Source organism: Bacillus sp. FSL R9-9497 (assembly GCF_038005805.1).
Taxonomy (GTDB): Bacteria; Bacillota; Bacilli; order Bacillales; family Bacillaceae_G; genus Bacillus_A; species Bacillus_A cereus.
In genome coordinates this window covers 1,661,949-1,688,575 of record NZ_JBBOTY010000001.1, presented here as the reverse complement: position 1 = coordinate 1,688,575, position 26,627 = coordinate 1,661,949, and the positions used below count along the sequence as shown (strand labels likewise).

The following is a 26,627-nucleotide window of genomic DNA, read 5'->3' as shown; positions in this document are numbered from 1 at the left end:
GCATTTCTATATTGTAAACAAAAAAAAGGGGATTGTCCCCCCCTTCTTTTAATTTTTCTTTAAAAGAGTTGCTCCTGCAATCCCTGGGTGTGTCATTTCGAATGGATCTAGAATTAACTCTAAGTCTTCTTGTGACAATACACCATTTTTCACACAAAGTTCTCGAACGGATTGGCCTGTTGCAATTGCTTCTTTCGCAACGCGAGCTGCTGCTTCATAACCGATATGAGGGTTCACGGCTGTAATAATTCCTACACTTTTCTCAACATACTCTTTTAAGCGATCTTCATTCGCTTCAATTCCTTTTAAGCAATTATCTGTAAAGGCACGGAAACCGTTATTCATAATGCTAATCGATTGAAGTAAGTTGAAAACAAGTACTGGTTCCATAACGTTTAATTCTAATTGTCCTGCTTCTGAAGCAAGGCAAATTGTATGGTCATTACCAATTACTTGGAACGCAATTTGATTAATTACTTCTGGCATAACAGGGTTTACTTTCCCTGGCATAATAGATGAACCTGGTTGACGAGCTGGTAACATAATTTCCGCTAAACCAACACGCGGACCTGATGCCATTAAGCGAAGGTCATTCGCAATTTTAGACATATTCATCATACATACTTTAAGCGCTGCAGATACTTCAGTATAAGCATCCGTATTTTGCGTCGCATCTACTAAATCTTCTGCACCGACAAGTGGCAGTTCACTAATTGCAGCTAAATGTTTTACAACTGCTTCAATATATTCTGGATCTGCATTTAAGCCTGTACCAACTGCAGTTGCTCCCATGTTCACTTCATATAAGTGTTGACGTGATTGCTGAATGCGTTTCATATCACGTTCAAGTACACGAGAGTACGCTTTAAATTCTTGTCCAAGGCGAATTGGCACAGCGTCTTGTAAATGTGTACGTCCCATTTTAATAACATGGTCAAACTGTTCTGCTTTTAATTCAAATACATCATGCATATAACCCATCGTTTGTAATAAGCCTTCTAATGCATTTAACGTTGCGATATGAATCGCCGTTGGGAATGCATCATTTGTTGATTGGGCCATATTTACATGACTATTTGGACTAATATAATGATAGTCTCCCTTTTCCATTCCTAATAATTCAAGAGCACGATTGGCAATGACTTCATTTGCATTCATGTTCATTGAAGTACCCGCTCCGCCTTGGATTGGATCTACGATGAAATGATCATGCCATTTTCCATCAAGAATTTCTTGAGCAGCTTCTGCGATCGCACCGCCCTTGTTTAATTCCAATCTTCCTACATCTGTATTCGCAAGCGCTGCAGCTTTTTTTACAACTGCGAACGCTTTAATTAAACCTTCATGGATTTTGTATCCTGTAATTGGGAAGTTTTCAACTGCACGCATTGTTTGTACGCCGTAGTATGCATAGTTTGGTACTTCTTTTTCACCTAAAAAATCTTTTTCAATTCGAACACCATTTTTAACTTCAGTTAATGTTGCCATGATTATTCACTCCTTAACGATTTCTTATGCTGCTTTTGTTTCTTTGACTGTTTCTACATATTGTTTTGCTTTCTCATTATCGAATTCGCCTTCCCACTTCGACATAACAATGGCCGCTAATGCATTTCCTAATACATTGACAGATGAGCGAATCATATCTAAAATGCGGTCAATTCCCGCAATTAATGCGATACCTTCTAGTGGTAACCCCATTGAACCTAACGTTGCTAATACAACAACGAACGATGCACCTGGAACTCCCGCCATACCTTTGGATGTTAACATGAGAACGAATAATAACGTTATTTGCTCCGTTAGTGACATGTGCACACCGTACATTTGTGCAACAAACAATGCCGCTAACGCTTGATAAATAGCCGATCCAGTCAAGTTAAATGTATAACCTGTCGGAATTACGAAAGAGGCAACTGCCTTTGGACAACCGAACTCTTCCATTTTTCTCATTATATTAGGTAAAACAGCTTCTGAACTTGCTGTCGTAAATGAAAGAATCAATTCTTCTTTTAAAATTTTTATTAATGTAAAAATGTTTACTCCAACCATTCGTGCATTAATACCTAATACAATCACAACGAATAGTATAACAGTTACGTATACAGCTAGCACTAGTTTTCCTAGCGGAAGTAGTGTTGCTACACCAAATTTTGCAACCGTAACGGCAATTAATGCGAATACACCAAATGGTGCAAATTTCATAACTTGATTTGTAACCCAAAACATGGCTTCGAGTACGCCTTCAAAAAAGTTAAAGACAGGCTTTCCTTTTTCCCCAATTGCCGCAACTCCTAAGCCGAATAATACTGAGAAGAATATAATCGGTAATAGGTCACCTTGTGCAATCGATTCAAATACGTTTTTCGGTACAATGTGAACAATTGTCTCAGCAAAACCTTTCTTCTCTGTTGCATCTGCAGTTTGTTTATAAGAAGAAATATCACTTTGCTGTAAATTACTCATATCAACACCAGTACCTGGTTGGAATATATTCGCTGCAAGTAATCCCATTAAAATAGCAATCGTCGTAATAATTTCGAAATAAAGAATTGTCTTACCACCCAGTTTCCCAAGCTTCTTCATATCTCCTACACCAGCTACTGCAACAATTAATGCTGAAATAACAATTGGTACTACAATCATCTTAATTAAGTGAATAAATATATCCCCAATTGGTGTGATATAAGAAATCGCCGTTTTATTGCCATAAAAGACTGCCCCTACTACAATCCCTAAAACAAGCGCGACAAAAATTTGTGTTGCCAATCCGAATTTTTTCATTTATGTTCATCCCCTTCATGCGAACGCTTTCAATTTGAATTTATAAAAGCTACTCACACATCTTATAAGCGAACCTACAAAATCATACAAAAACCTACAAGTTCGTCACAAAAAATTCAAATATTTTTCTTCTTTTTTTCATTGACACCATTTTGTTAAAAAACGATAAAATAAACTTGATAAGTAATCAGATTGTTTCGTATAATCAAAAAGATATATACTTAAAACAAATCAAAATGAAAAGGAGTGGATGTTATGAAAAACTATACAAAGCAATTCGTCCTATCTTCTTCTTTTCTTTTTCATTTTCTTAAAAAGGAACAAAGGCATTCGCCTTTGTTCCTTTTTTATTGCGATCTATATAGGGGGAATTGTTATGAAGCCATATAAACGTGTCTTAATTAAATTAAGCGGCGGTGCACTTGCCGATCAAACTGGAAATAGCTTTAACTCCAAACGATTAGAACATATCGCAAACGAAATTTTATCCATTGTTGATTTAGGTATCGAAGTATCCATCGTCATCGGTGGCGGTAACATTTTTAGGGGGCATCTAGCTGAAGAATGGGGAATCGATCGCGTAGAAGCTGATAATATCGGTACGTTAGGTACAATCATTAACAGCTTAATGCTTCGCGGTGTTTTAACAAGTAAAACAAATAGAGAAGTACGCGTTATGACTTCCATTCCATTTAATGCAGTAGCTGAACCATACATTCGCTTGCGTGCAGTCCACCATTTAGATAACGGCTATATCGTTATCTTTGGAGGCGGAAACGGGCAACCGTTCGTGACGACAGATTATCCAAGCGTACAAAGAGCTATTGAAATGAATAGCGATGCCATATTAGTCGCAAAACAGGGTGTCGATGGCGTTTTTACAAGTGATCCGAAGCATAACAAATCAGCAAAAATGTACAGCAAACTAAACTATAATGATGTCGTTAGACAAAATATACAAGTCATGGATCAAGCGGCATTACTGCTTGCCCGGGACTACAATTTACCAACGCATGTCTTTAACTTTGATGAGCCTGGAGTCATGAAAAAAATATGTTTAGGTGAACATGTGGGGACGTTGATTAATGATGATGTTACGATGCTGGTGCATGAAAAATAATGATTTCCCACCAAAAAGGGTGCCTTTTGTAGGCACCCTTTCCTAATCCATCATCACAAATAGAACTCAACCAATCCCGCCACTTTCTCCTTACAACGCTCCCAAAAAGATAACTTCTCAAAAAACTCTTTCGTCATTTCTTTCGAATCATGAAAATCCTCTGTTAACGCCTTATTAACTTGTCCTACAATAGGACCGCCATAAATATAAAAATTCATTTCATCATTTATATTGAAGCTACGCGAAGTAAAGTTTGTTGTACCAATAACAGTTAATTCATTATCAATAAGCATTAATTTGCCATGGAACATTCCTTTTTTATACCCATATACAGTAATCCCATTATTAACAGCTTGACGTATGTATGGATACGCCGCTTCTTTTATAAGAGGTAGATCTGGTTTATATGACCAAAGTATTTTTACTGTAACACCACGCTTTTGTGCTGCGATTAAAGCATTCATGGATTCTTTATTTTTTGCTATAAAATACGGCGTTGCAATTACAATGGAGTGCTGAGCTTGTTTTATGAGCTCTATATATTTTTCAGCAACGTAATGCCCATTGTAACTAGTCATAGTATGTAATGTATTCCCTTTACTAGCTTTATTCGTACTCCTCTTTATCTCTTCTTTCGTATCTCGTTTCCAATCTAAAGCAAACTGCTCTTCTAAATCTTTTGCTCCTTCTCCTTTAAGCCGTACATGATAATCACGCCAATATCCAAATCGCTTATCTTTCCCTAAGTACTCATCTCCTATATTAAATCCGCCTGTATAGCCAATATCCCCATCAATCGTCGTAATACGGCGATGATTACGATGGTGAAGTGAATAAAATCCGAATGGCAATGCAGGTTTTCTACTATATGTAAAATGCACACCACTTTCCCGCAATTCATTTATCATCTTTCTTTCAAATGATAAATCATTAATGCGATCAACTGATAAATAGACGTTTACTCCTTCTTTTGCTTTCTCTTTTAATAAGTTTAAAAAAGTATGACTACTTTTATCATCCGACAAAATGAAGAAATAAGTGTAGATGGAGCTTTTGGCTTCTCTTATATCAGTAAATAATTGTTTATAAAAAGACTTCCCTTCTACATATAATTGAAAGTCACTATAATGAGGCGCATACTCTGTCGGCATGTTTTTTCCAGCTTCCATTTTCCTACCTAAGGTAACATCGATATGCATACAAATTACAATAAAAACGAAAATAGCAATAATAATAGAAGTAACTCTTAATATTTTTTTAATCATTTTGGTTTCCTTCCAATCATATTCCTTACTATTTCGTAGTGTTTCATTTAAATATGTTTTCATACGAAATGTATTTCTTATTTTTATTGATACTAAACAGTTAAAGGAGATACGAATATGAGAAAAGGAAAAACTCCTATTGTTTTTATCCCAGGTCTTTTCGGTTCAATGAGCAATATTATTATTCCCGGCACTGGTAATTGGAGTTTTGGACTTTCTGCATTTGTTTACGAACCATTCATCATGATGCTAGAAAGTATGGGGTACGAACGAAATAAAGACTTGTTCATCTGTTTTTATGACTGGCGGCAGCGTATTGTTTTTTCTACACAAAAATATTTATTACAAACGATTGCTTATGCTAAAAAGATTACAGGTTGCGATAAACTAAATTTAATTTGTCATAGTATGGGCGGCCTTCTTGGACGTTCTTACGTTCAAAGTGACGAATATAAAAATGATGTGAATCAACTTATAATACTCTGCACACCAAACGCTGGATCTCCACCAAATTATAGTTATTGGACTGGAGGCAGTCTCCCTATCCATGCCTCTTCTAAAATAAATATCGTTCATTTTTATATGGAACAATATATTTGTTACTTAAGCATCTTACATAAAATGAATAAAGTTGAGGCGATACACATTTACTTTCCAGGATTACAAGATGTTATTCCTTGTAAAGATTACGGAAATTATTTATTTATAAAATCCAACTCTTCTATTACATTTCTTCCTTATAGTAAGATGGAAACGAAAAACCCTTTCCTCGATACATTAAATAAAAATAGATTTATTATACAAAAAAGAAATATTGAAACGACACTCATTGCCGGAGATGGAGAGGAAACAACTCAATATTTACAAGTCGTCCCTTCACATTCCAAACTGAAATGGACAGACGGCAAAGTCGTCAGTGATTTACTTACAAAACATGGTGACGGTAACGCTGTTCTACATAGCGTTTTTCTTCTAAAGGGACATAAATATGTTTTGCATGCTTCACATAACGAAGTGCTCTACAAAAGCATTCCTATACTACAAAAGATACTCTAAATTTCAAACAAAAAAGGTATGGCATTAAGCCACACCTTTTCACATTAAACAAAATTTCTCGCATCATTATTTCTTCCAAACTTATAAATAGCAATTAAGAAGAATGCAATTGCGAAAGCTAATAAAATTAAAATGTTTAAATACAACTCCGAGAATGGTATTCCCTGCTGTAGTTTTGATATCGTATCTAACAACCAGCGCTGCGGAAGAAAATTAGCTACTTTTTGTACTGCACTTGGCATAATGTCATATGGGAAATAACATCCAGCAAGTAAGCATGTTGGTACAATGATCATATTTTGCATCGCATTTGCCGATGCTGAGTTTTTCGAAAAAGCTACAAGGACTAATGATATTCCAATTGCGATTAATGCAAATAGCATTAGTACGCCCATCATCACTATGAAAGGCATATTGATATTCGTATGAAAAACATTCGTTAGGAATAGGATTGTAATCAAAATTTGTACTGTTAGTATTATCATATTTACTCCGACATTAGATAATATAAACTTCTTCCCATCTATCGGCGTTGATAATAGTCTAAAGTACGTTCTATTCTCTTTTTCTTTTAAAATATGACCTGATAAGTTCGCTGCTGAAAACAGCATAAACATAATAAGGTAACCCATCGTTTGATTTGTCATATCTTTATTTTTCGAAGTATCTTCTAGCGTCTCAGTTTTCATTTTAAATGAACCTTTTTGATACCCTGCGTACATATTATCAAACGCACTTTGATCTGTTCCTGCCACTTTACTAATAGCTGCTATATTATCAATATAATTATATAAATATGATTTTATAAATCCTGTTACTTGATCACCTTTAATCGATGAAATTTCAATATGCTCTGGTTTCCCTTCTCGAACACTTTTTGAAAAACCAGAATCTAATGTAATAACTCCATCAAGTTTTTTGGAAGTGAGTTTATCTTCTATTTGAGACTCCTTAACCTTACTCACATTCACATGATTTAATCCTTCTAAAAACTTTATCGTATCATTTGCTATCGGCTCATTTTCTTTATTTACAATCCCGATATTTAACGTTCCTTGCCCTGCATTTCCGTATATCGAGAAGGAAATGAGCGTCCCTATTATCGGCAAACTAATAATAATGAATAACCCTTTTTTATTTTTCAAAAGTACAGATAACGTTTTTTGTATGAGCCATAAAATATCCTTCATACTATAGCCCCTCCCGTCTACGTAATGCAATAATTGCAATTAATAAAAAGAGTGCTGATATTCCAAGGTTTAAAGAAATGACTGGTAGTGCTGCCCCTACATCATTTGCATAAATAATTTTCATAACAGCTGTATTTGCCCAAGTTAATGGCGATAAATTCGTAACGAAATTTTCTTCTACTACGAAATATGCACCTCCAAAAATAGAAGCTAATTGCACAACAACCATAATAATTGCCCTAGACGCTTCAGCTGTTTTCGTGATATATCCGATTCCTAAACCGAAGCTAATTGCTAGAAAGACTTGTGTTAATAAAATAAGAAATATGATTCCAAGATGGTCGCCCCAATTCGCTTGAAAAACAAATTTACTAAATAACATGACGAGTAATATGCACAGGGCATTTGCTACTAGGCTACCAAGTACTTTTCCAATGAATATTTCAGCTTTACTTATAGGTGCAGCAATGAGACGATCTCCTGTTTTACGTATTCGTTCTCCTCGAATTAAAGAACTCGCTCCCATCGCAGCATATAGTGCAATCATCGTTGTCATTACAACCGCATAGTAATCCATAGAACCTGGTTTTTTCGCAGCTTGTAAGGATGTTTCTTTTATATAATCATTATGATTTCCGTTTGAAATAACTGTGCTCACCTTAGTAGGATCTACTTTTGCAACTTCGACCGCTACATTGTACTTATCAACAAATGTTGTAAGCATTCCTTCCACAATACTCCCCTCAATACTACTTTTGTCACTTCCGTAAAATTTTGCACCATCTTTATTTAACTCTACATAAGCAGCATATTTATTTTTCTTCACTTCTTCTTTCCCATCTATACTGCCGGAAGCTTTTTTAAAATGAATACCTGATTTATCCACTTCTTTCGTAAATGCTGCAAATGATTGAGAAAACGTGCTACTCGCTTCATCTTTATATAGCACTTGTATATCTTTAATCGAATGACTATCACTATTAAATGCGTTGGTTAACGCTGTTCCTAACACAAGCATAAGTACAATCGGAAATGCTAACATAAAAACTAAAGTTCTTACGTCTCTGAAATCTCTTTTAATATGCATAATTGCAATATTGAAGATGTTCAATTGATGAACCTCCCTTTACCTTTTCTTCATTTACCTTTTATTTATCTCGTAAGTTTCTTCCGGTTAACGTAAGAAATACTGTTTCTAAGTTTGGAGCCTGCTCCTCTAATGAACGAATTTCAATGTCATGATTAATGAAATGCTGAATAATTTGATTTAAATTATTTAATCCTGCATCCGAGTTTACCTTGATTACGTTCTCTTCAATTTGAACAGCTTTCACACCGTTTATCTCTTTTAACTTTTCTACATCTAAATTTTCTACTGACTTCACTTCAATCCAAATATCTTTCGTATCTGTAATAATCGCTTTTAACTGTTCTTTCGTACCTTCTGCAATCACTTTACCGTGGTCGACAATTGCGATTTTCGTACAAATCTCTTCTACTTCTTCCATGTAGTGGCTCGTGTAAATAATCGTACTTCCCATTTCATTTAATTTACGTACTGACTGCAAAATGTAGTTTCTTGACTGTGGATCAATTCCAACTGTCGGCTCATCCATAATAATTAACTTCGGTCTATGAGCAATTGCACAAGCGATATTCAGTCTTCGTTTCATCCCGCCAGAAAAGTTTTTCGGATAACTTTTATGTTTATCGCTAAGTCCTACAAATTGAAGAGCTTCCTCTACCCTAGCTTTTAATTCGGCTCCTCGTAATCCGTACAACCCAGCAAAGAATTTCACATTTTCATAGGCAGTTAACTCTTCATAAATCGCAATATCTTGCGGAACAATACCAATATTCATCTTTGCAAATCGATTATGTTTCTTTATATTTTTTCCTAGTATGCTAATTTCACCTTCATTACTTCTTAACAAGCCAGCAATCATATTTATCGTTGTACTCTTACCAGCACCATTTGATCCTAAAAAGCCAAATATTTCTCCTTCTTTAATAGATAAAGACATATTATCAACTGCGATGAAATCACCAAATTTTTTCGTTAAATTTTTAATTTCTAATGTATTCATCATTTTCACCCCTATTTCGGTTTCTCTGCTTTTAGTATAAACAAAAAGAATGAACCTGCTCAGTGCAGAAGTTCATTCTTTTCACATGAGAATATTCACTTTTTTCATATGAGATGGTTCATCTTCGTCCCATTCTCTTATATCGGCAACAACATCGTCACTGAAAAGCCACTTGTTCCATCTACAATAATTTTTCCGTTTACTGAAGCTGTTCGCTCCTCCATCCCCATAATACCGAGACCTTTTTTAACAAGAGCTGCCCCTTTTCCGTTATCCTTCACTTGCACCTTAACCATCTTGTTAAGCACATGAATATCTATAGAAATAACTGTAGCATCAGCATATTTCATTGCATTTGTTAGTGCTTCTGTAACATTCTCACCGATAATTTTCCACTGAATGGGAGAAATCATATCTAAGTTCCCTTTATATACAAAAGGAATATTCACATCATTCTTACCGGCAAATTCCTCTATGAATAATTTCATACGATGAATACCAATTTGCTCAGTTGGTGGCTTCATATTTTTCAATGTAATGCGAATACTTTCAATTCCATCTTTTGAAATGTGAATTGCATTTTGTAATAACTCCGCAGATTTTTCTTTATCTATTTCCATTAACCTTTTTGCTGCTTCCATTTGAATAAGCGCACCCGTCATCGAGTGACCAATTTTATCATGAATTTCTTGCGATAACCGATTTCTCTCTTCTAGCTTAAATGTGTATTCAGATTGTCTTATGTACTCTTTATTTTCATGTAAGCTTTTCGTAAGTCGTTGCATATCTTTTCGCATCTTATCATTTTGCGATTCAAGTTTTACTACACGCGATATATATCGATCTGCAATAGTTAAAACGAGAAAAGAAAATGCAACAATTAATCCATAAGTCATTCGAATACTTTCATCTGCAATCGTAATTGGGAGCATCATAACGACAAAGCGTGGCCAATTCTTTTCTATGTAATAGAATGTAATTTCGTATAAGTTCAAAGGTAAAAACAAAATAAAAAATGGATGAACCCTCCATGTAAATAACATAACTACGCCAATGGATATACAGATTAATATTTTTTTATACGTATCTTTTTTAAATATAGAAATCATTACGTTTACAGAAAGGTAAATAAGTAAAGTAAATATAACCCACGGTAAATTTGCTACATTTGCGTAAATATAACTGAACACAATATATAAAAAGACAATTAATTTACTTACAGTTAACCAAAATTCCATATCATTAATCTACTTTCCCTGTTAAGTAATAAATCGCAATTTGTGTGCGATGTTCAAGTCCAGTTTTCCCTAAAACTGATGTAATATAATTTGCAATTGTTCCCTCAGATATAAAAAGCTGTTTCGAAATTTCTTTATTTGAGAAACCTTTTGCAATTAATGCGATAATACTAAGCTCCCTTTCTGTGAAAAGGCTCTTATCAATTTTACATTCTTCCTCTTTACTTTCCATTAAATTAGACTTAATTTTATCGAGGACAACATCTTGCATAACAGTTTGACCGTTATATACTCCTTTTATCGCATCACGAATACGCTCCGGATCGTTATTTTTTAATAAATAACCTTTCGCTCCGTTTTTTACTGCATCCAAAATATACTCATCATCATCAAACGTCGTTAAAATAAGCGGTTTTGTTTTCGTCTCTTCACAAATGAACTTCGTCGCCTCTACACCGTTCATATTTGGCATACGAACATCTAAAAGAGCAATATCAACTTCATGCTTTTTACAATACGCTACAGCATCTTCCCCATCATTTACAGTATCTACTACTTCAAACTCTTCGTATGTATTTAAAATAATTTTCATGCCCTCTCTAATAAAAGAGTTATCATCTGCTATTAATATTTTAATTTTCATGTTTGTTAGTATGAACCTTTCCCTACTAACATTCACATCCTTTCTCCGTATAACATTTCCTACTTGCTCATTATATACTTCTCTTTACCATTTTTTCACACCTTTTTTCATCTAGCTCTCCCGCAAAAAATATATTATTCTTTTTTTACAAAATGTGTAGGGTGACTTATCATTCTTTACGTCTATATAATAGAATGCGTCAAAAAGGAGGGAGAGACCGATTGAGGAAAAACAATTAATTGAAAAAGCACAGCAAGGAAGCGAGCATGCTTTTCGTATCCTTGTACAAACATATCGTCATTATATTTTTCAAGTTATCTTTTCTATTTTAAGACATGAAGAAGATGCGAAAGATGTTACACAAGAAGTATTCGTAAAAATTCACACCTCTCTCCCAAATTATCAATTTCGCGGATTAAAAACGTGGATGGCACGTATTGCCACCAATCACGCTATTGATTATAAGAGAAAGAAAGCTAGAGAAAGTGAAGAACTCTCCTTATGTAAAGAAGCTGAGGAAAATATACAGTCCTCTCATAATATTGAGGCTTTATTATTGACGAAAGAGCAAAAATTACTCATTGCTCAAAAACTGAGAGAACTTCCCGAAAATTACCGTGACGTCGTTCTCGCACATTACTTAGAAGAAAAGAGCTATCAAGAAATTGCTTTACAGGAAAACATCGAAGTAAAAACAGTCGAAATGAAACTGTATCGAGCACGAAAATGGATTAAAAAACATTGGAAGGAGGAAGAGTTTCTATGATGCATTATTCAAAAGAAGATTGGCGCAATTATACATTAGATTTTATAGAAAGCAATGAACGTGAATCTATGGAAGAACATCTTTATGAATGTGATCATTGTTTAGCACTTTATATGGAAAGTATTGATGAACAACATGAAAACCTTCCAATGATAAATGATGATTCATTTACGAACGAAGTTATGACGCAAATTAATTTTGAAACACTACAGTCTAATGAAAATATAAAAACAACCTCACTAAAGCGCACGATCATTCATTACATAATTGCGACTGCGGCTACAATTATTTTTATGGTAAGTGGTTTATTTCAGTATATTTTTACAGCGACATCAAATTTAGAGAAATCTTCAAAACATAACGAGTCTTCTATTTCACAACAAATTGTAAACAAATCGGTAGACACATCGAAAAAGGACGGAGGTTCAAAGCATGAATAAAAATCCCTTTTTAGCACTTGTATTAGGGCTAATTCCTGGGCTTGGACATTTATACTTAAAAAAGCTAGGACGGTTTATTTTATATAGCGGAGGATCACTATTTCTATTCTCCTTTGCAGTATTTTGTACCATAGTAGTAAGAGAACGTGATATTGCTTTTCTTTCTCTATTTTTACTAGCTGTTCTATGGGTAATTAACTTACTAGATTTAGTTATCACCATTATAAACCAAACGAAAAAGCAAGAAGCTGGAGAAGTGATAAATTCCTCTAAAGAGAGCGAACGATTTTATATCATTCTCTTATCCATCATCCCTGGACTTGGCCATTTCCAATTAGGACTTATGCAACGCGGACTTACATTTTTAGTAGCTTGCACAGGAATCGGAAGTATGATCATTTTCGTTGCACTTTTAACATCGCAAGAAAGTTTTCTTATCTTCCTTATTACGTTACCTGTTTTATGGATTTATAATTTCTTTGACGTTGTTCAGCAACTACAGAAAAAAGAACGTGGCGAGCAATTAATTGACCGTACTATTTTCGAAGATTTTGAAGAACATCGAGAGCAGGGAAAGAAAAGTAAAACATTTGCTTCTATTTTAGCGATGTTCCCTGGAGCAGGTCATATGTATTTAGGCTTACAACGCCGTGGTCTTCAGCTTATGGCAGCCTTCTTACTATCTATTTATTTACTCGACTTATTAAGACTTTCTGCGTTTTTATTTTTAGTACCAATCATTTGGTTCTATAGCTTTTTTGATGCGTTACAGCAAACAGCAAAATACGGAAAAGAACGAGTTCAAGACGAACCCATTATCGATTATTTTATAAATCATCAAAGATGGATCGGTATCGGATTAATTACACTCGGTGGTTATTATTTATTAAATCAAACAGTCCTTCCTATTTTGAATGATTATTTTGTAACTATATTTAATATTCATCTTAGTGAACTATATTATCGCTATTTCCAAACATCTATCGTTGCGCTCCTTTTAATTGGCGGCGGCTTTAAATTGTTACTTGGAAATAAAGAAAACAAAGGTGGGACAAGCGAATGAGGACTTGGCGTGTTGGAACATTCTCAATGGGGCTTTCTATTATATCGTTAGGATGCTTTTTACTATTTTCAGTCGTAAAAGGAATTCAAGTATTAGATACACTAACTGCATGGTGGCCAGTTTTACTCATCATACTTGGAGCCGAAGTTTTACTATACCTTCTATTTTCTAAGAAGGAACAATCATTTATTAAATATGATATTTTTAGTATTTTCTTTATCGGCGTTTTAGGAAGCGTCGGAATTGCTTTTTACTGTTTATTATCAACTGGATTACTAGAAGAAGTTCGTCACTCTATTAACACAACGAGGCAAACGAGTAATATTCCAGACGGACAATTTGATATACCTGAATCTATCAAAAAAATCGTAGTAGATGCAGGACATCAACCTCTAACGATAGAGGGAAATAATACAAATCAAATTCATCTTTTGGGAACTTATGAAATGACAACGAAAGCAAATGAAAAACTCAATTTAAAACGAGATGATTTCCTTTCAGTTCAAACGGCTGGAGAAACGATGTATATCACTTTAAAATCATTACCTGTTCAGCATACGTTATTTAATTCAGCACCACAGGTGAAACCAACGCTTGTTCTTCCGCAAAATAAAAATGTGGAAATCCGTGCTTCAAATAACGAACTATCTCTTTATCCAGGTCAATTACAAAATAATTGGTTTGTACAGGAAAGCTCAAGAGTGTCTGTCCATCTTGCAAAAGAAAGTGATGTATCTTTAACAGCAGTAACGAATCAAAAAGAAACACATGGAAGTACACCTTGGGAACAAGTAGAAGATTTAACGAAAAACGAAAATACTTCTTCAGAAGAACATCCAGAATTAAACAACCAAGAACATTGGTATAAAAATTCGATTAAAACTGGAAATGGGACGTACAAGTTAAATATTGAGAAAACTTATAATTTGAATATGAGCGTTATCGAAAAATGAGAAAAACCTTCCGCAATTGCGGAAGGTTTTTCTCATATAATCGCTTTAATTCCTTCTAACACTAATCCAATCATAAATCCGCAAACCGCCCCGTTCACTCGGATCCACTGCAAATCTTTACCGACATTATTTTCAATCATTTCGATCAACGTTTTATCATCTAACTTATCAAGGTTTTCTTGTACAAGCTTACCAATTTTCGAATGGTTCTTCTCAACAAGACTTACAACTTGTTTTTGTAACCAATCTTCTATTTTTTGAACTGTCTGTTCATCTTCTTTTATTTTATTCATTTGTTTTTGTAAAAATGGAATAACATATTTATCAGCAAATTCTTCATTATTTACAAAAGCAACTGCTCTTTGTTGTACTTGCTCTAGCATCTCTTTTATTTTGTCAGTAGCATCCCAATTCGCAATCCACTTTTCTTTCCAATTTTCTAATTCCTTTAATAAGGCTTCATTTTCTTTTACATTGATAATTTCTTGACGAATCTTCGCTAATATAAGTTGTCTTGTGCTATTATCAGCCTCTTGTAGGCTGTTAATATTACTAATGATAAACTTCTGCAAAATGCCGCCAATTTTATCTTCATCTACAATATTCATAAATGATTTCAAAGTAAACTGCAAGAATCCATCTACTTTTATATTTTCCATCGCCTTCATACCTAAGCTACCGAGCTGGTAACGAGCTTCATCTTGCGCTGTCCAATCTTTTACCTTCACTAATATGTAATCAAGTGTCTTCTCATCATATTCTTGCACAACTAATTGATCAACAAGCACTTGTAAAATGTTATTTGTATTAATTGTATGTAAATACGTCTTTAATTCTTTTTCAATAATAACCGCTAATTTTTCTGTATCGATTGAAGCAATCGCCTTCTCAGCAATCGTTACAATGCCTTTTTTCACAGCATCAGACTGCATTTCTCTCTCTGCAATTTGTAGCACCATTTGTGCTAGCTGCATTTCTTTTACTTTATTCGTAATACTTTCTTTCGTTAGCCACTCATTTTCTAACGTATTGATGAGCCCTTTCGTTACTCGTTTACGGTTTTTAGGTAACAAAGCTGTATGCGGAATTGGAATTCCCATCGGGTGACGGAATAAAGCAGTAACCGCAAACCAATCTGCAAGCCCGCCAACTAACCCAGCTTCAAATCCCCCTTGTATAATCTCTCCTGCTACCGTTCCTTGAAAAGGGATAGAAGCCGCAAAGCCTATCCCCATAACCCCAAGCGAAATACCCGCTATATATTTAGTCTGTAATGACATCGTATACACATCCTCTTATTATGTAAAATAAAGCTTTTTTGTTGTATTTATTCCATATTAGTTATCCTTTATATATACTATAAAGAACTATTGTGAAAATAACAAAGATTTTTATGTACATGAAAAAATGAGGCTACAATTAGCCTCATTTTTCTTATACCGTTAACTCCAAACCTTTCCTATAATATTCATTCATTACATCTTTTGGAACCATACTTCCACCCGTTCCCCACACAATATGAGTACCTTTTTTCACCTTCTCTGTTAACTGTTGCTTTTGTAAATACTCATCTTCTTTACATACTTTCACTGGCCCAATCATACCTGCTAGTGCAGAAGGCTCTAAATAAATATTCTCCGTATCAGCTAGTTCTTTTAACAATCTATATAACTCTTCATCACTTACTGTGTAATTTCCACTCAAAAATGGTTCCATCGTTTTACCGACAAATCCAGACGGTCTTCCTACCGCTAGTCCGTCCGCGTCTGTTACATTATCAATCCCGATATCTTGAACAGCAATTTTATCATGAAGGCCTGTCATTAAACCGAGTAACATACAAGGAGAATGTGTTGGCTCTGCAAAGAAACAATGAACGTTGTCTTTATACAATAACTTTAAACCAAATGCGACGCCGCCAGGTCCGCCTCCTACTCCGCACGGAAGGTAAACGAATAAAGGATGCTCTTCATCTACTACAACCTCTAACTCTTCTAATTGCTTTTGTAATCGTGATGCTGCTACTGCGTATCCTAAAAATAAATCATGTGAGTTTTCATCATCTACAAAATAACAGCTAGGATCCGCATCCGCTTGTCTTCTTCCTTCTTCTACTGCTTTACTATAATCATCTTCATATTCAATAACGTTTACACCTTTACTTCTTAATAAATCTTTTTTCCATTGTTTCGCATCTGCTGACATATGAACCGTTACGTTAAAACCTAGTTTGGCACTCATAATCCCAATGCTTAGCCCTAAATTTCCTGTTGAACCGACCGCAATTGAATATTTGGCAAAAAACTCTCTACATGTATCACTATCTAAAATGGAATAATCATCTTCTTCTGTTAACATACCATGCTGCAAAGCTAATTGTTCAGCATATTTTAACACTTCATAAATGCCACCCCTAGCTTTAATTGATCCTGATATCGGAAGATGACTATCACATTTTAATAATAATTCTCCTAAAATAGGTTGCTTGTAATTTGTCTCTAAAGCTTCTTTCATAGAAGATATTTTCACTAAAGGTGATTCGATTATACCATTCGTCCCTTTCGTTTCAGGAAAAACTTTCGCAATATATGGTGCAAAACGCTTTAATCTCTCTTCCGCATCTTTTACATTCTTTTCATTAAGTGGTGAATCTTTTATTGCCCTTTCATACTTTTCTATGTTTGGATTTATCCAAAATACTTCTTCTGTTGCAATAAGTTTATTCACTAATGGGTATTCTGCTTGTAATGCCCCTATTTCTTTCATTTTGTTTCCTCCTTATATCCTTGTAGCTCACCATATAATAAATTATAATTAAATTAATTTTAATATAGTTTAACACAAATCGTTAACTTTAGTTAATTTTAATTTAATTTATTTAAATATAATTTAATAACCCTTAAGGAGATTTTCATTATGGAAAATATAGATATTGGTAAAAAAATTGAAAAACAAAGAAAAGAAAAAGATTTAACTAGTAAAGAACTAGCAAAGATGGCCGATATTACACCATCTATGTTAAGTCAAATTGAGCGTGGGTCTGCTAACCCTTCTATTCAAACATTAAAAGTGCTTGCTAAAGCTCTTGATGTGCCAACATTTAGCTTTTTACTTGAAGATACAAATACAGACGATTTAATTGTACGTTCCCATAAACGAAAGAAAATGATTATTGATAATTTATCATATGAAATGCTTTCACCTGATTTCACTGGAAATTTAGCAACAGCAATTATGACCGTCCCGCCTAATACAGCTTCATCAGAAAATGTGCTAGAACATAAAGGAGAAGAATTAGCATTTGTCTTAGATGGGAAAATCACATTATATTTAAATGAGGAAGAATACGTATTAGAAACTGGCGACAGTGTAAAGATACCTGCTTATTTAAAGCATAAATGGGTGAATCATTTTAAAAAAAATGCCATTGTTTTGTTTTCTGTTACTCCGCCGATTTTTTAATGTATCAATAAAAACAGGATGATTCTTATAAAATGCGGATTATCCTGTTTTTATTAAATAAGAAAGTGAAATTTTTGTTAAAAACTTAACAGTTGGACCCAATCCGAACAATCCTCCTAAAAACATTTTTACAAGTGAAGCTATCCCTCCCATTGATGCTAACGTATCATGAGTCAGATTCATCCCACCACTACCAGAGGCACTTGTAATATTCACATAAAAATAAGAAATACGTAAAAATTAATTAATTTTTCAGAATTTTGTTGAAAAATATGGTAAAATTACTCTTATACTTCTTCTATTTTGCTATTATAGAAATAATTAAATTAGGATACTTTTATCGGATGGGGGAATATATAATGAGTGTGTTATTAAAAGGGCATGAACAGATTGTCAACGAATTAAACATTTTATATCAAGTAATGGTAGCGGAGCAATTAATTGAAGCGAAACAATTAAAAGAAAAAATAGAGAAACAGATTAATAAAATTGAAGCTGATCAAAATCTATCGCTTTACTACTCCCTACTAAACTTTAAATATAAGGTCCTAACCGATTGGACAAACATTAAGTATGATACTTTTAGTCAAATTGTTCGTTTAGACAATCCAATAACTGAAGACTTTATTACTTATTATTATCACTTTTTTAAAGCTGAACATGCTACCATTATTGGAAATTATGATGAAGCAAAAAAAGAATACGAAAAAGCTGAATCCCTTTTAAAACATGTACCAGGCGAACTAGAAGAAGCTGAATATAAATATAAATTTGCTATATTTAATCACCATACAAACAAACCACTTACAGCAATCAATTATGCAAATCAAGCGAAAGAGATTTTCTCAAAATATCCACGTTATGAAATTAAAATAGCTCTATGCGAAAACATTTTAGGCTCATGTTCTGTTTATTTAAAACAATTCGAACAAGCCGAAGAGAACTATAATTCAGCAATCAATATTTTACAAAAGCTGAAAGACGATACACTAATCTTAAAAGTTCGAAATAACTTAGGTTGGCTCTACTCTTCTCAAAATCTATCAACCCTTGCTATTAGACATCTTACAATAGTTACAAACAAATTACCTAAACACCTAAAAGCCAATTTTCTACAAGCCAAAGAACATTTTAGTTTAAATGAAAAAGAACTTGCAAACGATTGGGTTCAAAAAGGCTTAGAAATTTGTAATGAATTAAATAATCAAGAATATAAACACCATTTCACTATCTTAAAAACACAACACACTGGTATTCTAGACGACTTAGAAAACGCAATCATTGCAGGCACTACATATTTTAACAGTAAAGAATTATACGATTATGCACAAGAATATTACGAATTATTAGCAGTAGAATTTCATAAAGTGAATAAAATAGAGAAATCTCAAAAATATTTTTTCAAAACTTACGAAGCAAAACAAAAATTATTAACTAAGGAGGCACTAAGATAATGAAAAAGATTAGTTTAGCTATTTTAACCTTTACATGCATACTTGCTTTTGGCTTTAATAATTTCACTGAAAATCAACAAGCAAAACAACTTCCAAAATGGGATACAGATAAACAAGAAACACATGCAGACCTATAGAAACCTAAAAACCCCTAATAAAGGGGTTTTTAGGTTTCTACAATATAATAATACGCTTATAAAAGATAGCCATACACAGATACTCTCTGTACATGGCTATCTTTTATTTTTTCGGCACCAACAAAATCCCTAAACTAATAATACAAAAGCTCATTATTTGCTGTGCTGATAGACCAAACAGAACCGAATTTTGTTCACTAACAAGCGAAATAATGATTTGAGCAAAACCCTCAATAATTAGAAAAACACTTATATTCTTTCCATTTCCGAGCCTTTCATTTTTCATCCATAACAAGCCCATTATACAAAGAGCAAGGATGATCTCGTATACGAATATAGGGTGATATAAAAGTTTAGATTCATATATTTTCATTCCCCATGGTAGTGTCGTTGGTGCACCTACTTCATGATGTAATAGAAAATAAAAGATAGTGCACACACACAATCCAAAAGGGAGTACATCAAGTAAAATACGAAGCGAAAATTGTTCCTTTTTACTTTTCCAAACAATGTATACACTAGCAATTACGCATCCTACTACAATATGTTGCATACTTCCAATAGCTAATATTGCTTGCACTGGCGCCCCAAAAGCCCATACAGGATTTAAAATTGCTGGTGCAAACTTCCATACAAATACGATGATAAGAAACGCATTTGTTACGGCATCCATCATTTTTTCATATGATGCATTTTGATGCCTCATCTTTCGTTTCATCAACATAAATCCAAATAGACTTCCAATTATAAGAGATACGGGTTGTAATCTCACGATCCACTCCATCATCACGAAATCCCCTTTTAGCTCTCAATCAATTTCTTAAATTTCTTTTCTAATTGATCTGGTGGTAATACACCTCGTACATGATCTACTATAATTCCATCTTTATTAACAAAAAATGTCGTCGGTAAAGAGAATACTTTATAATCTAGTCCAGCTACTCCGTCCATATCTAGTAGAACCGGAAACTCAAATCCATAGCGATTAGCAAATGCGCTTGCTTCTTGTACTGGGTCACTAACAGTTGCATTCACCGCAAAAATTTCAACATCCTTTTTATATTTATCATACATATGAACTAAGTCAGGTGCCTCCATTTCACACGGCCCACACCATGATGCCCAAAAATTAATAATATATGGTTTTCCCTTGGCATCATTTAACGACTGCAACTTTCCGTCCAATCCTTTTAATGTGATGCCAGGTGCTTTAAAACCTACTTGTGGTAATACTTCTTTCTCTTGTAACTCTGCTTGTTTCGCTTTTCTTTCCTTTTCTTCTTTCTTTGAATTATAAAAGTTAACCCCCGCCCAAACGAGAGCACCTACTAGTATAATAGCAATTAGTTTCTTCACTTTTCTTCCTCCTCATTTTTAAAAACCTGTAAATCCACCAAATAGACGAATAAAGAATGCTGTCATTTTCGTCATTTGATTTGTATACAATAAAATACCTGTAATATATGATAAATAAGATATATATAGCGATAAAAAGTATAATGATATAAATGACAACACCTCTATCCACACTACATATAGTAGTGTTTATTCTTAAAAAAAGAGGCTATATGCACTCTCCGACAATAAGTACAATTGACACACAGAATAACCCTACTGTTACATATACCGAGTTCGTATGTAACGGAATAGTAAGCTTAGCAACCTTTTCATTTAACACTTGCTCGATTCGTAAATTTATTGCTGTTTTTGCAAATGAAGCTGTAACACATCGATTTTCCATTGTCTTTATTTTAATTAATTTTAATAACGCGCTACCTAACTCAAATGAAGATTCCATTTTTTTCATCGCATATTTATCTGCTGCTAACTCTTGATACGTATGATATCGTTGTAACAATTCTTTTAATATCGGGATGTACATCATTCCTTCTGCTAATAACGTAAAACAAAATAATTTTAGCGGATCCCAATTATTTTGATGATATTCTTCATGGAAAATAATCGCATCAATCTCTTCATCTGAAAACGTCTGAAGCAAACCTTCCGACATGACAACTTTCGGACGGAATAATCCAATTGTAAACGCTGCAACTTCCGCAGTCGGTAGTATATATATTTGTTTCCCTTTTCTAATAAATGGGATAAGTACTTTTTGTACTTTTTTACTATAGAAAAATTGCCGCCAAATTCTTTTACAAACAATCAATACAGTAATTAATAATAACCCCGCTATTATAATACGAACCATTGATAGTTCTTTCATATGTTTTTCTAACTGAAACAAGCAAAACTTTGAAAGGAAGAATGCCTTATTTTGAAAGAGAAATGGATATGTAACATAATACAATAACAAGCTGAAAAAGAGGGTACTAACAATGAGCGCTAACAATACGATTTTACGCATTTGCCCTTTCATTTCATCGATCCTCTTTTTTTAACTGATTCAATTTGTCTTCTAATTTTTTTATTAAATTCGGATCAGCCTGCTCTAACTCATCTATCATATGTGTTATAACTAAATCTCCAAATTCCCCCACTAATTCCTGTGTCATTTTCTTCGTTTGATTGGATAAGAATTCTTCTTTCGTTTGTATAGCACGATATATGCCACTTCTTTTCACAGTCTGTTTTTCTAAGTGTAATTTCTCTACTAACCTGTTCATAACTGTCATAACAGTATTAAAATTCACAGGCGATTCTTCACTTAATTTCTGCTGGACTTCTTTAATCGTAATACCATCGCTAGACCAAACAATCTCCATAATCTTCGCTTCAAGCGGTCCAAAGAAATGATTTAATCCTTGCTCATTTAACCTATAGTTTTGAGTAAACATTGTACAACTCCTTTCACACTACGGATTGTAGTATAAATTAAATGAAAGGTCAAACGTAAATGATATATATGAAAATTAACTACCCATAAATACATAGGCTATTCCATTCATTTTAAACCTAATTTTTCTCCAAATGTATCAAAAAGATACTGCTCTAATATTTGTACACTAAACTTCTCATTACGCCCAAGGGCAAATAATTCCCGATCCTTCGCTACGATAGTATCTAACGGAATAACTACATTATCCACTATTTTTGTAATTTCAATTATATTACTTTTTACATTTACTTCTGTTTTAAATTCAACGTTTTCTAACACTATATGTGAACGTCTTCCTGATGCAAAAAAAGTAAAATTAGGATTTTTAACAACGCCAATTTCAGTCTCTAACGCATATAAATAGTGAAAAATTACATCTCTATGTCCATCTTTTATTATTTTTTCATCCTTCTCATCGTCTAAGTATTCTTTCAGCTTCGTTGTAAATTCAAATCGAAAATCCACTTTTTTCACGCTCCTTCTTTGTATTTCATATTAAATAAATATATTGAAATAATTTTACCATATTGTAATACAACTTCCTATTAAAAGTAAAAACTGTTTTAGAAAATCGCTATTATTTCCGATACCCTTTTAAAATATAAGTATAAATTCAATATGAATGAATGCTTCATTACATCTATTTAAACATATTTTTTCCATTTTTTGAAACATTAGTATGAAATATTATATATCAATGAATGGTTTCTAATTCATTGGTATATATAGTCAGTAGTTTCTTTACTATCCCGATATACTTAAACTACATTTTCTACTTATTCATTACATATAGAGAAGGAATGTAACTCTCTTCTATCGAATTTTTATATAACAAAAATAATTAGGTGGTGCTTTACTATGAAATTAGCTGTCATTGGTGGCGGTGATTTACAAGATTCAAATCACTTGCCTATTAATGAACGCCTTATAGAATTAACAAATAAACAGTATCCAAAAGTATTGTTTATTCCAACGGCTAGTCATGATGATGAAAGCTATATAAAATTATTTTTAGACACGTTTGAAAAACAATTACATTGTGAAGTACAAATTTTACGCATTACAACAGATTCACCTTCTAAGTATGAAATAGACGAGATGATTCATTCAGCCGATTTAATTTATCTAGGTGGCGGAAACTATATTCACATGCTTACGCAATGGAAAGAACATAGACTTGATGAAAAATTATTATTGGCTCTGCAACAAGGGACACTTATTGCTGGCTATAGCGCTGGTGCTATGTGTTGGTTCACGTCTAGTATCCGATCAGATTATGAAGGTTCTGGTTATATAGAGAGTAATGGATGGGGGATTGTTAATAAAAGATTTTGTCCACATTATAATCAATTAAACAGAATGAACGCCTTCCATTCCTTTTTACAAAATCATCAAGGGAATATAGAAGGAATTGCACTGGAGGATAATTGCGCTTTATATATTACAGAGGAATCCTTTGAGATTATCGGTGAATCGGAAAAAGCATGGGAGTTTTATATGAGTGATAAAACACTCATTAGACAACATTTTGATATAACTTTAAAAAGCTATTTGTAAACCTGCACTTAAGAAAAAATGTCCCTAAGTCTAATAACTTAGGGACATTTTTTCTATTTAACTAACTAATCGTGTAATTCGTTTCTTTTGCCATGAAAGCTTATAATATGCATACTGCAATATTAAGCTGACAATAAATGCTGCTGGATACCCGATCCAGATACCTTCTATTCCAAGACTTGTATGGTAAGAAAGATAATATGCTACGGGTACTTCTACAAGCCAAATTGAAACAACTCCAATAACAGTTGGCCAAAGTACTGTACCGCTCGCTCGCATTGTCGCACTAATAATTTGTGCATGACCGAAAATTAAATAACTCCATAACGTAATCATAACTAAGCTATGAGCAATTTCAATTGTAGTTTGACTCGTTAAAAATAGTGATAAAATGTCTCTTGAGAATAAATAAATAAGAGATATTAACACACCACCGATGACGTAGTTCATAATAATTCCGGCCTTCACAACTTTCTGCAATCGATCAAATTGATTCGCCCCAATTGATTGTGCTGCAAAAATAGAAACTGTAATACCTAGGCTAACTGCTGGCATTTGTACATAACTTGCAACTTGATTCACAACGCCGTAAGCAGCTGTTGCATCCGAACCGTAACGATTTACAAATGCGATTACGGCAATCTCAGATAATGAAACTAATATCATATTTATACTTGCCGGTATACCGAGCCTTAGCAATAGCTTTAATAACTCCCCATCCATTCGAAGGTATTTTCTAACCGTTCCATCTAGTTGTAATGGGTGATTTTTCTTCTTTAAATACACAAGCATGACAATAAACGTAATAACTGTAGATATAACAGATGCATAGGCTGCTCCATACACATCTAATTTCGGAGCTCCTAACCATCCAAAAATAAGAACTGGTAATAAAATCATATTTAGTACTGTACTTACAATTAAAAAGTAAAATGGCGTTTTAGAATCTCCTGTACCTCTCATAAATGTTGTATATGCGAAATATAAAAATAATACTGGCATCGATATAAATAAAATCCGTGCATAATGTACACTTATTTCAATAATATTTTCTGGCGTTCCCATTAGACGCATAATATCCATCGCAAAAATACTTCCTATTATCGCCAACACAACTCCAATAATAAAGGTAAATGTCAGCGTCGTACCAACGATAGCTTTTAAACGATCTTCGTTTTTAGCACCAAACGCCTGACCAATTAAAATAGAGCTTCCTGAACCGATACCAATTACAAATGAAACGAGCAAGAAAAATAATGGGAAGAATGCTGATATAGCCGCTAAATCATTAACTCCAAGCCATCTTCCTACTACTACCATACCAAATAATTGTCCAACTGATTGTAGTACATTACTTAATAATAACGGTACTAAAAACATCGACATCGATTTCCAAATCGGTTTACTCTCACTTTCCAACTTATGTGACTCCGCACCTTCTTTATTGTTATCTGCAGGTGGTTTCAAATTTCATTTCTCCTTTTATTAAACATCTATTTTCAATATCTATCTCTTTGTATAGTTGTTATAATACTGTGCTTCTATTCATTTTCTTTTCTTATGATTATAACTTCACCCAATATTGACTTCCATCGGCTGTTCGATCTAAAAATCCATATTCAATTAAATATCTTCTTAAAGTTACGAAATCAGAGTATACATTTTCTATCACTGTATTTACTTCTTTTTCAGTATACTTTTTATTACTATCAAACTTCTTCACTAAATGACGCAATATAATTAATTTACGCTTTTGTTTCTTCGGAAATTTAGAGAGAGGTCCATCTAATCCTTCTGTAAAGTGAGCTTTTAATACTTCATTATTTTCTTCTTCCGTAATATTGTATCGGTCATCCACCATCGTTGCTGTTCTATGAATTGGTACAAATTTCGTTTGTACTTTTGATTTTTCTTCTGATAATTCCATTAGCGCTAAAAATACTTTTGCTTGCTTCATTTTCTCTCGCAGTGTAAATCGATGATTACGAATTGTTGATGTACTTCCGCCATCCAACTCTTTTACAATTTCTTTATCATTCAGTCCCATATAGAAAAACTGAACCATTTTCTTTTGTAAATCCGTTAATCCAGTAAATTTCTTATCCATATTTAGCAAATAATCAAACATAGACGTATGCTCATTTTGAATATGCAATTGGACGAACTTCTCTGCTTCATACAAAACTTGATTATCTTGATAAATAACACCTTTAATAAATGTTTCACCACAAGCTAAGCAAATGTACCCCTCTTTTTCTTCATCAAACACATACCCTTTCTTTAATTCCTCTATTGACGCATCCCAAAACTTCTCTGAAATATCGCTCATACTAAACACTCCTTCAAAATGTTTATTTAAAAACCAAACAAATCACTATATCGTTTATTACCACTTCATCATCTTATCACAACACAAACAAACATTTCAACGTTTCGTTTGCCCATTTTATAAACTTTTATAAAAACATCTATCAAAAGGGGTTAATACAACGAAAAGCGAATATGTTTATACAAATTCATTTTATAGGATGTGAAATAGAACATGAATATTCTTCAAGACCCTTGGTTTACCGTTA

At 33.5% G+C, this 26,627-nt stretch carries 29 protein-coding genes; 10 read left to right on the top strand and 19 right to left on the bottom strand.

All coding sequences use genetic code 11. The features are described 5' to 3' along the window. Positions 1-48: 48 nt before the first annotated feature. Positions 49-1,488, bottom strand: coding sequence for an aspartate ammonia-lyase (gene aspA / locus MKY21_RS08845; protein ID WP_000224190.1), 1,440 nt, complete (start codon positions 1,486-1,488; stop codon positions 49-51). Between the two features lie 24 nt (positions 1,489-1,512). Further along, entirely contained in the window at positions 1,513-2,784 is a 1,272-nt protein-coding gene (locus tag MKY21_RS08840; protein ID WP_000713291.1) for a cation:dicarboxylate symporter family transporter, read from the bottom strand. 376 nt (positions 2,785-3,160) lie between these two features. Here MKY21_RS08840 and pyrH point away from each other — a divergent pair, with 376 nt between their 5' ends. Next, complete coding sequence (gene pyrH / locus MKY21_RS08835; RefSeq protein ID WP_000806138.1) at positions 3,161-3,904, top strand: UMP kinase; 744 nt, start codon at positions 3,161-3,163, stop codon at positions 3,902-3,904. 53 nt (positions 3,905-3,957) lie between these two features. On the opposite strand, the gene cls is transcribed toward pyrH, so the two are convergent. Further along, a complete protein-coding gene (cls, locus tag MKY21_RS08830) occupies positions 3,958-5,169 on the bottom strand; it encodes a cardiolipin synthase (RefSeq protein ID WP_000591931.1) in 1,212 nt (403 codons plus the stop codon). 117 nt (positions 5,170-5,286) lie between these two features. Between cls and MKY21_RS08825 the strand changes: the two genes are divergently transcribed. Beyond that, positions 5,287-6,225, top strand: coding sequence for an esterase/lipase family protein (locus MKY21_RS08825; RefSeq protein ID WP_016117556.1), 939 nt, complete (start codon positions 5,287-5,289; stop codon positions 6,223-6,225). A gap of 44 nt (positions 6,226-6,269) precedes the next feature. On the opposite strand, the gene MKY21_RS08820 is transcribed toward MKY21_RS08825, so the two are convergent. The 5 genes from MKY21_RS08820 to MKY21_RS08800 all read right to left on the bottom strand — a co-directional run bounded on the left by MKY21_RS08820 (position 6,270) and on the right by MKY21_RS08800 (position 11,383). Beyond that, entirely contained in the window at positions 6,270-7,415 is a 1,146-nt protein-coding gene (locus MKY21_RS08820) for an ABC transporter permease (RefSeq protein ID WP_063264000.1), read from the bottom strand. Position 7,416: 1 nt separating this feature from the next. Continuing rightward, positions 7,417-8,526, bottom strand: coding sequence for an ABC transporter permease (locus MKY21_RS08815; protein ID WP_001020152.1), 1,110 nt, complete (start codon positions 8,524-8,526; stop codon positions 7,417-7,419). Between the two features lie 37 nt (positions 8,527-8,563). Continuing rightward, positions 8,564-9,502, bottom strand: coding sequence for an ABC transporter ATP-binding protein (locus tag MKY21_RS08810; protein ID WP_001093811.1), 939 nt, complete (start codon positions 9,500-9,502; stop codon positions 8,564-8,566). A gap of 137 nt (positions 9,503-9,639) precedes the next feature. Beyond that, on the bottom strand, positions 9,640-10,740 hold the full coding sequence (locus MKY21_RS08805; protein WP_016117554.1) for a sensor histidine kinase: 1,101 nt from the start codon (positions 10,738-10,740) through the stop codon (positions 9,640-9,642). 4 nt (positions 10,741-10,744) lie between these two features. Next, positions 10,745-11,383: a response regulator transcription factor gene (locus tag MKY21_RS08800; RefSeq protein ID WP_050569649.1), complete on the bottom strand. Its 639-nt coding sequence runs from the start codon at positions 11,381-11,383 to the stop codon at positions 10,745-10,747. 220 nt (positions 11,384-11,603) lie between these two features. On the opposite strand from MKY21_RS08800, the gene MKY21_RS08795 reads away from it, so the two are divergent. Genes MKY21_RS08795 through exsE form a run of 4 tightly spaced genes read left to right on the top strand, consistent with a single transcriptional unit; the run spans position 11,604 to position 14,605 of the window. Beyond that, positions 11,604-12,149 carry an RNA polymerase sigma factor gene (locus MKY21_RS08795; protein WP_306461541.1) on the top strand — a complete coding sequence of 182 codons (546 nt, stop codon included), beginning with the start codon at positions 11,604-11,606 and terminating at the stop codon, positions 12,147-12,149. Continuing rightward, the gene (locus MKY21_RS08790) at positions 12,146-12,589 is read left to right on the top strand and encodes a hypothetical protein (RefSeq protein WP_000972351.1); all 444 of its coding nucleotides are present in this window, start codon (positions 12,146-12,148) and stop codon (positions 12,587-12,589) included. Before MKY21_RS08795 ends, MKY21_RS08790 begins: the two co-directional genes overlap by 4 nt. Further along, complete coding sequence (locus MKY21_RS08785) at positions 12,582-13,652, top strand: hypothetical protein (protein WP_001039124.1); 1,071 nt, start codon at positions 12,582-12,584, stop codon at positions 13,650-13,652. Before MKY21_RS08790 ends, MKY21_RS08785 begins: the two co-directional genes overlap by 8 nt. Beyond that, on the top strand, positions 13,649-14,605 hold the full coding sequence (exsE, locus tag MKY21_RS08780) for an exosporium protein ExsE (RefSeq protein WP_086392037.1): 957 nt from the start codon (positions 13,649-13,651) through the stop codon (positions 14,603-14,605). The genes MKY21_RS08785 and exsE overlap by 4 nt, the downstream gene beginning before the upstream one ends. Before the next feature lie 32 nt (positions 14,606-14,637). On the opposite strand, the gene MKY21_RS08775 is transcribed toward exsE, so the two are convergent. Beyond that, a complete protein-coding gene (locus MKY21_RS08775; RefSeq protein ID WP_137070149.1) occupies positions 14,638-15,885 on the bottom strand; it encodes a DUF445 domain-containing protein in 1,248 nt (415 codons plus the stop codon). A gap of 154 nt (positions 15,886-16,039) precedes the next feature. Beyond that, positions 16,040-17,371 carry a D-serine ammonia-lyase gene (locus tag MKY21_RS08770; RefSeq protein WP_061664942.1) on the bottom strand — a complete coding sequence of 444 codons (1,332 nt, stop codon included), beginning with the start codon at positions 17,369-17,371 and terminating at the stop codon, positions 16,040-16,042. A gap of 150 nt (positions 17,372-17,521) precedes the next feature. Here MKY21_RS08770 and MKY21_RS08765 point away from each other — a divergent pair, with 150 nt between their 5' ends. Then, complete coding sequence (locus tag MKY21_RS08765; RefSeq protein ID WP_086392039.1) at positions 17,522-18,067, top strand: helix-turn-helix domain-containing protein; 546 nt, start codon at positions 17,522-17,524, stop codon at positions 18,065-18,067. A 39-nt stretch (positions 18,068-18,106) separates the two neighbouring features. Here MKY21_RS08765 and MKY21_RS08760 read toward each other — a convergent pair whose 3' ends face one another. Beyond that, a complete protein-coding gene (locus MKY21_RS08760) occupies positions 18,107-18,283 on the bottom strand; it encodes a hypothetical protein (RefSeq protein ID WP_001999537.1) in 177 nt (58 codons plus the stop codon). 143 nt (positions 18,284-18,426) lie between these two features. On the opposite strand from MKY21_RS08760, the gene MKY21_RS08755 reads away from it, so the two are divergent. Beyond that, positions 18,427-19,521: a response regulator aspartate phosphatase gene (locus MKY21_RS08755; RefSeq protein ID WP_000114846.1), complete on the top strand. Its 1,095-nt coding sequence runs from the start codon at positions 18,427-18,429 to the stop codon at positions 19,519-19,521. Continuing rightward, positions 19,521-19,658, top strand: coding sequence for a hypothetical protein (locus MKY21_RS08750; protein WP_000724010.1), 138 nt, complete (start codon positions 19,521-19,523; stop codon positions 19,656-19,658). The genes MKY21_RS08755 and MKY21_RS08750 overlap by 1 nt, the downstream gene beginning before the upstream one ends. A gap of 103 nt (positions 19,659-19,761) precedes the next feature. On the opposite strand, the gene MKY21_RS08745 is transcribed toward MKY21_RS08750, so the two are convergent. The 6 genes from MKY21_RS08745 to MKY21_RS08720 all read right to left on the bottom strand — a co-directional run bounded on the left by MKY21_RS08745 (position 19,762) and on the right by MKY21_RS08720 (position 22,959). Further along, positions 19,762-20,442 (bottom strand): prolipoprotein diacylglyceryl transferase family protein, encoded by a 681-nt coding sequence (locus MKY21_RS08745; protein WP_033693872.1) that lies wholly within the window; start codon positions 20,440-20,442, stop codon positions 19,762-19,764. Positions 20,443-20,459: 17 nt separating this feature from the next. Further along, positions 20,460-21,014, bottom strand: a complete 555-nt coding sequence (locus MKY21_RS08740; RefSeq protein ID WP_000733185.1) for a TlpA family protein disulfide reductase — start codon at positions 21,012-21,014, stop codon at positions 20,460-20,462. An 18-nt stretch (positions 21,015-21,032) separates the two neighbouring features. Beyond that, complete coding sequence (locus MKY21_RS08735; protein ID WP_162495399.1) at positions 21,033-21,173, bottom strand: hypothetical protein; 141 nt, start codon at positions 21,171-21,173, stop codon at positions 21,033-21,035. Positions 21,174-21,222: 49 nt separating this feature from the next. Beyond that, entirely contained in the window at positions 21,223-22,035 is an 813-nt protein-coding gene (locus MKY21_RS08730; protein ID WP_016117547.1) for a M56 family metallopeptidase, read from the bottom strand. A gap of 1 nt (position 22,036) precedes the next feature. Next, positions 22,037-22,453, bottom strand: coding sequence for a BlaI/MecI/CopY family transcriptional regulator (locus MKY21_RS08725; protein WP_000495079.1), 417 nt, complete (start codon positions 22,451-22,453; stop codon positions 22,037-22,039). Positions 22,454-22,560: 107 nt separating this feature from the next. After that, positions 22,561-22,959: a DUF3942 family protein gene (locus MKY21_RS08720; protein WP_142318432.1), complete on the bottom strand. Its 399-nt coding sequence runs from the start codon at positions 22,957-22,959 to the stop codon at positions 22,561-22,563. 393 nt (positions 22,960-23,352) lie between these two features. Here MKY21_RS08720 and MKY21_RS08715 point away from each other — a divergent pair, with 393 nt between their 5' ends. Beyond that, positions 23,353-24,051, top strand: coding sequence for a peptidase E (locus tag MKY21_RS08715; protein WP_016117545.1), 699 nt, complete (start codon positions 23,353-23,355; stop codon positions 24,049-24,051). 57 nt (positions 24,052-24,108) lie between these two features. Here the strand turns inward: MKY21_RS08715 and MKY21_RS08710 are convergent, their stop codons facing one another. Further along, on the bottom strand, positions 24,109-25,518 hold the full coding sequence (locus MKY21_RS08710; RefSeq protein WP_044796725.1) for an MATE family efflux transporter: 1,410 nt from the start codon (positions 25,516-25,518) through the stop codon (positions 24,109-24,111). Between the two features lie 97 nt (positions 25,519-25,615). Next, positions 25,616-26,380: a DUF2087 domain-containing protein gene (locus MKY21_RS08705; RefSeq protein WP_016117543.1), complete on the bottom strand. Its 765-nt coding sequence runs from the start codon at positions 26,378-26,380 to the stop codon at positions 25,616-25,618. Positions 26,381-26,627: the final 247 nt, after the last annotated feature.

Excerpts from the sequence above, each read along its gene's own strand:
- aspA (WP_000224190.1), bottom strand. The coding sequence starts at position 1,488 with ATGGCAACATTAACTGAAGTTAAAAATGGTGTTCGAATTGAAAAAGAT.
- MKY21_RS08840 (WP_000713291.1), bottom strand. The coding sequence starts at position 2,784 with ATGAAAAAATTCGGATTGGCAACACAAATTTTTGTCGCGCTTGTTTTA.
- pyrH (WP_000806138.1), top strand. The coding sequence starts at position 3,161 with ATGAAGCCATATAAACGTGTCTTAATTAAATTAAGCGGCGGTGCACTT.
- cls (WP_000591931.1), bottom strand. The coding sequence starts at position 5,169 with ATGATTAAAAAAATATTAAGAGTTACTTCTATTATTATTGCTATTTTC.
- MKY21_RS08825 (WP_016117556.1), top strand. The coding sequence starts at position 5,287 with ATGAGAAAAGGAAAAACTCCTATTGTTTTTATCCCAGGTCTTTTCGGT.
- MKY21_RS08820 (WP_063264000.1), bottom strand. The coding sequence starts at position 7,415 with ATGAAGGATATTTTATGGCTCATACAAAAAACGTTATCTGTACTTTTG.
- MKY21_RS08810 (WP_001093811.1), bottom strand. The coding sequence starts at position 9,502 with ATGAATACATTAGAAATTAAAAATTTAACGAAAAAATTTGGTGATTTC.
- MKY21_RS08805 (WP_016117554.1), bottom strand. The coding sequence starts at position 10,740 with ATGGAATTTTGGTTAACTGTAAGTAAATTAATTGTCTTTTTATATATT.
- MKY21_RS08800 (WP_050569649.1), bottom strand. The coding sequence starts at position 11,383 with ATGAAAATTAAAATATTAATAGCAGATGATAACTCTTTTATTAGAGAG.
- MKY21_RS08790 (WP_000972351.1), top strand. The coding sequence starts at position 12,146 with ATGATGCATTATTCAAAAGAAGATTGGCGCAATTATACATTAGATTTT.
- MKY21_RS08785 (WP_001039124.1), top strand. The coding sequence starts at position 12,582 with ATGAATAAAAATCCCTTTTTAGCACTTGTATTAGGGCTAATTCCTGGG.
- exsE (WP_086392037.1), top strand. The coding sequence starts at position 13,649 with ATGAGGACTTGGCGTGTTGGAACATTCTCAATGGGGCTTTCTATTATA.
- MKY21_RS08775 (WP_137070149.1), bottom strand. The coding sequence starts at position 15,885 with ATGTCATTACAGACTAAATATATAGCGGGTATTTCGCTTGGGGTTATG.
- MKY21_RS08770 (WP_061664942.1), bottom strand. The coding sequence starts at position 17,371 with ATGAAAGAAATAGGGGCATTACAAGCAGAATACCCATTAGTGAATAAA.
- MKY21_RS08765 (WP_086392039.1), top strand. The coding sequence starts at position 17,522 with ATGGAAAATATAGATATTGGTAAAAAAATTGAAAAACAAAGAAAAGAA.
- MKY21_RS08755 (WP_000114846.1), top strand. The coding sequence starts at position 18,427 with ATGAGTGTGTTATTAAAAGGGCATGAACAGATTGTCAACGAATTAAAC.
- MKY21_RS08750 (WP_000724010.1), top strand. The coding sequence starts at position 19,521 with ATGAAAAAGATTAGTTTAGCTATTTTAACCTTTACATGCATACTTGCT.
- MKY21_RS08745 (WP_033693872.1), bottom strand. The coding sequence starts at position 20,442 with ATGGAGTGGATCGTGAGATTACAACCCGTATCTCTTATAATTGGAAGT.
- MKY21_RS08730 (WP_016117547.1), bottom strand. The coding sequence starts at position 22,035 with ATGAAAGGGCAAATGCGTAAAATCGTATTGTTAGCGCTCATTGTTAGT.
- MKY21_RS08725 (WP_000495079.1), bottom strand. The coding sequence starts at position 22,453 with ATGTTTACTCAAAACTATAGGTTAAATGAGCAAGGATTAAATCATTTC.
- MKY21_RS08715 (WP_016117545.1), top strand. The coding sequence starts at position 23,353 with ATGAAATTAGCTGTCATTGGTGGCGGTGATTTACAAGATTCAAATCAC.
- MKY21_RS08705 (WP_016117543.1), bottom strand. The coding sequence starts at position 26,380 with ATGAGCGATATTTCAGAGAAGTTTTGGGATGCGTCAATAGAGGAATTA.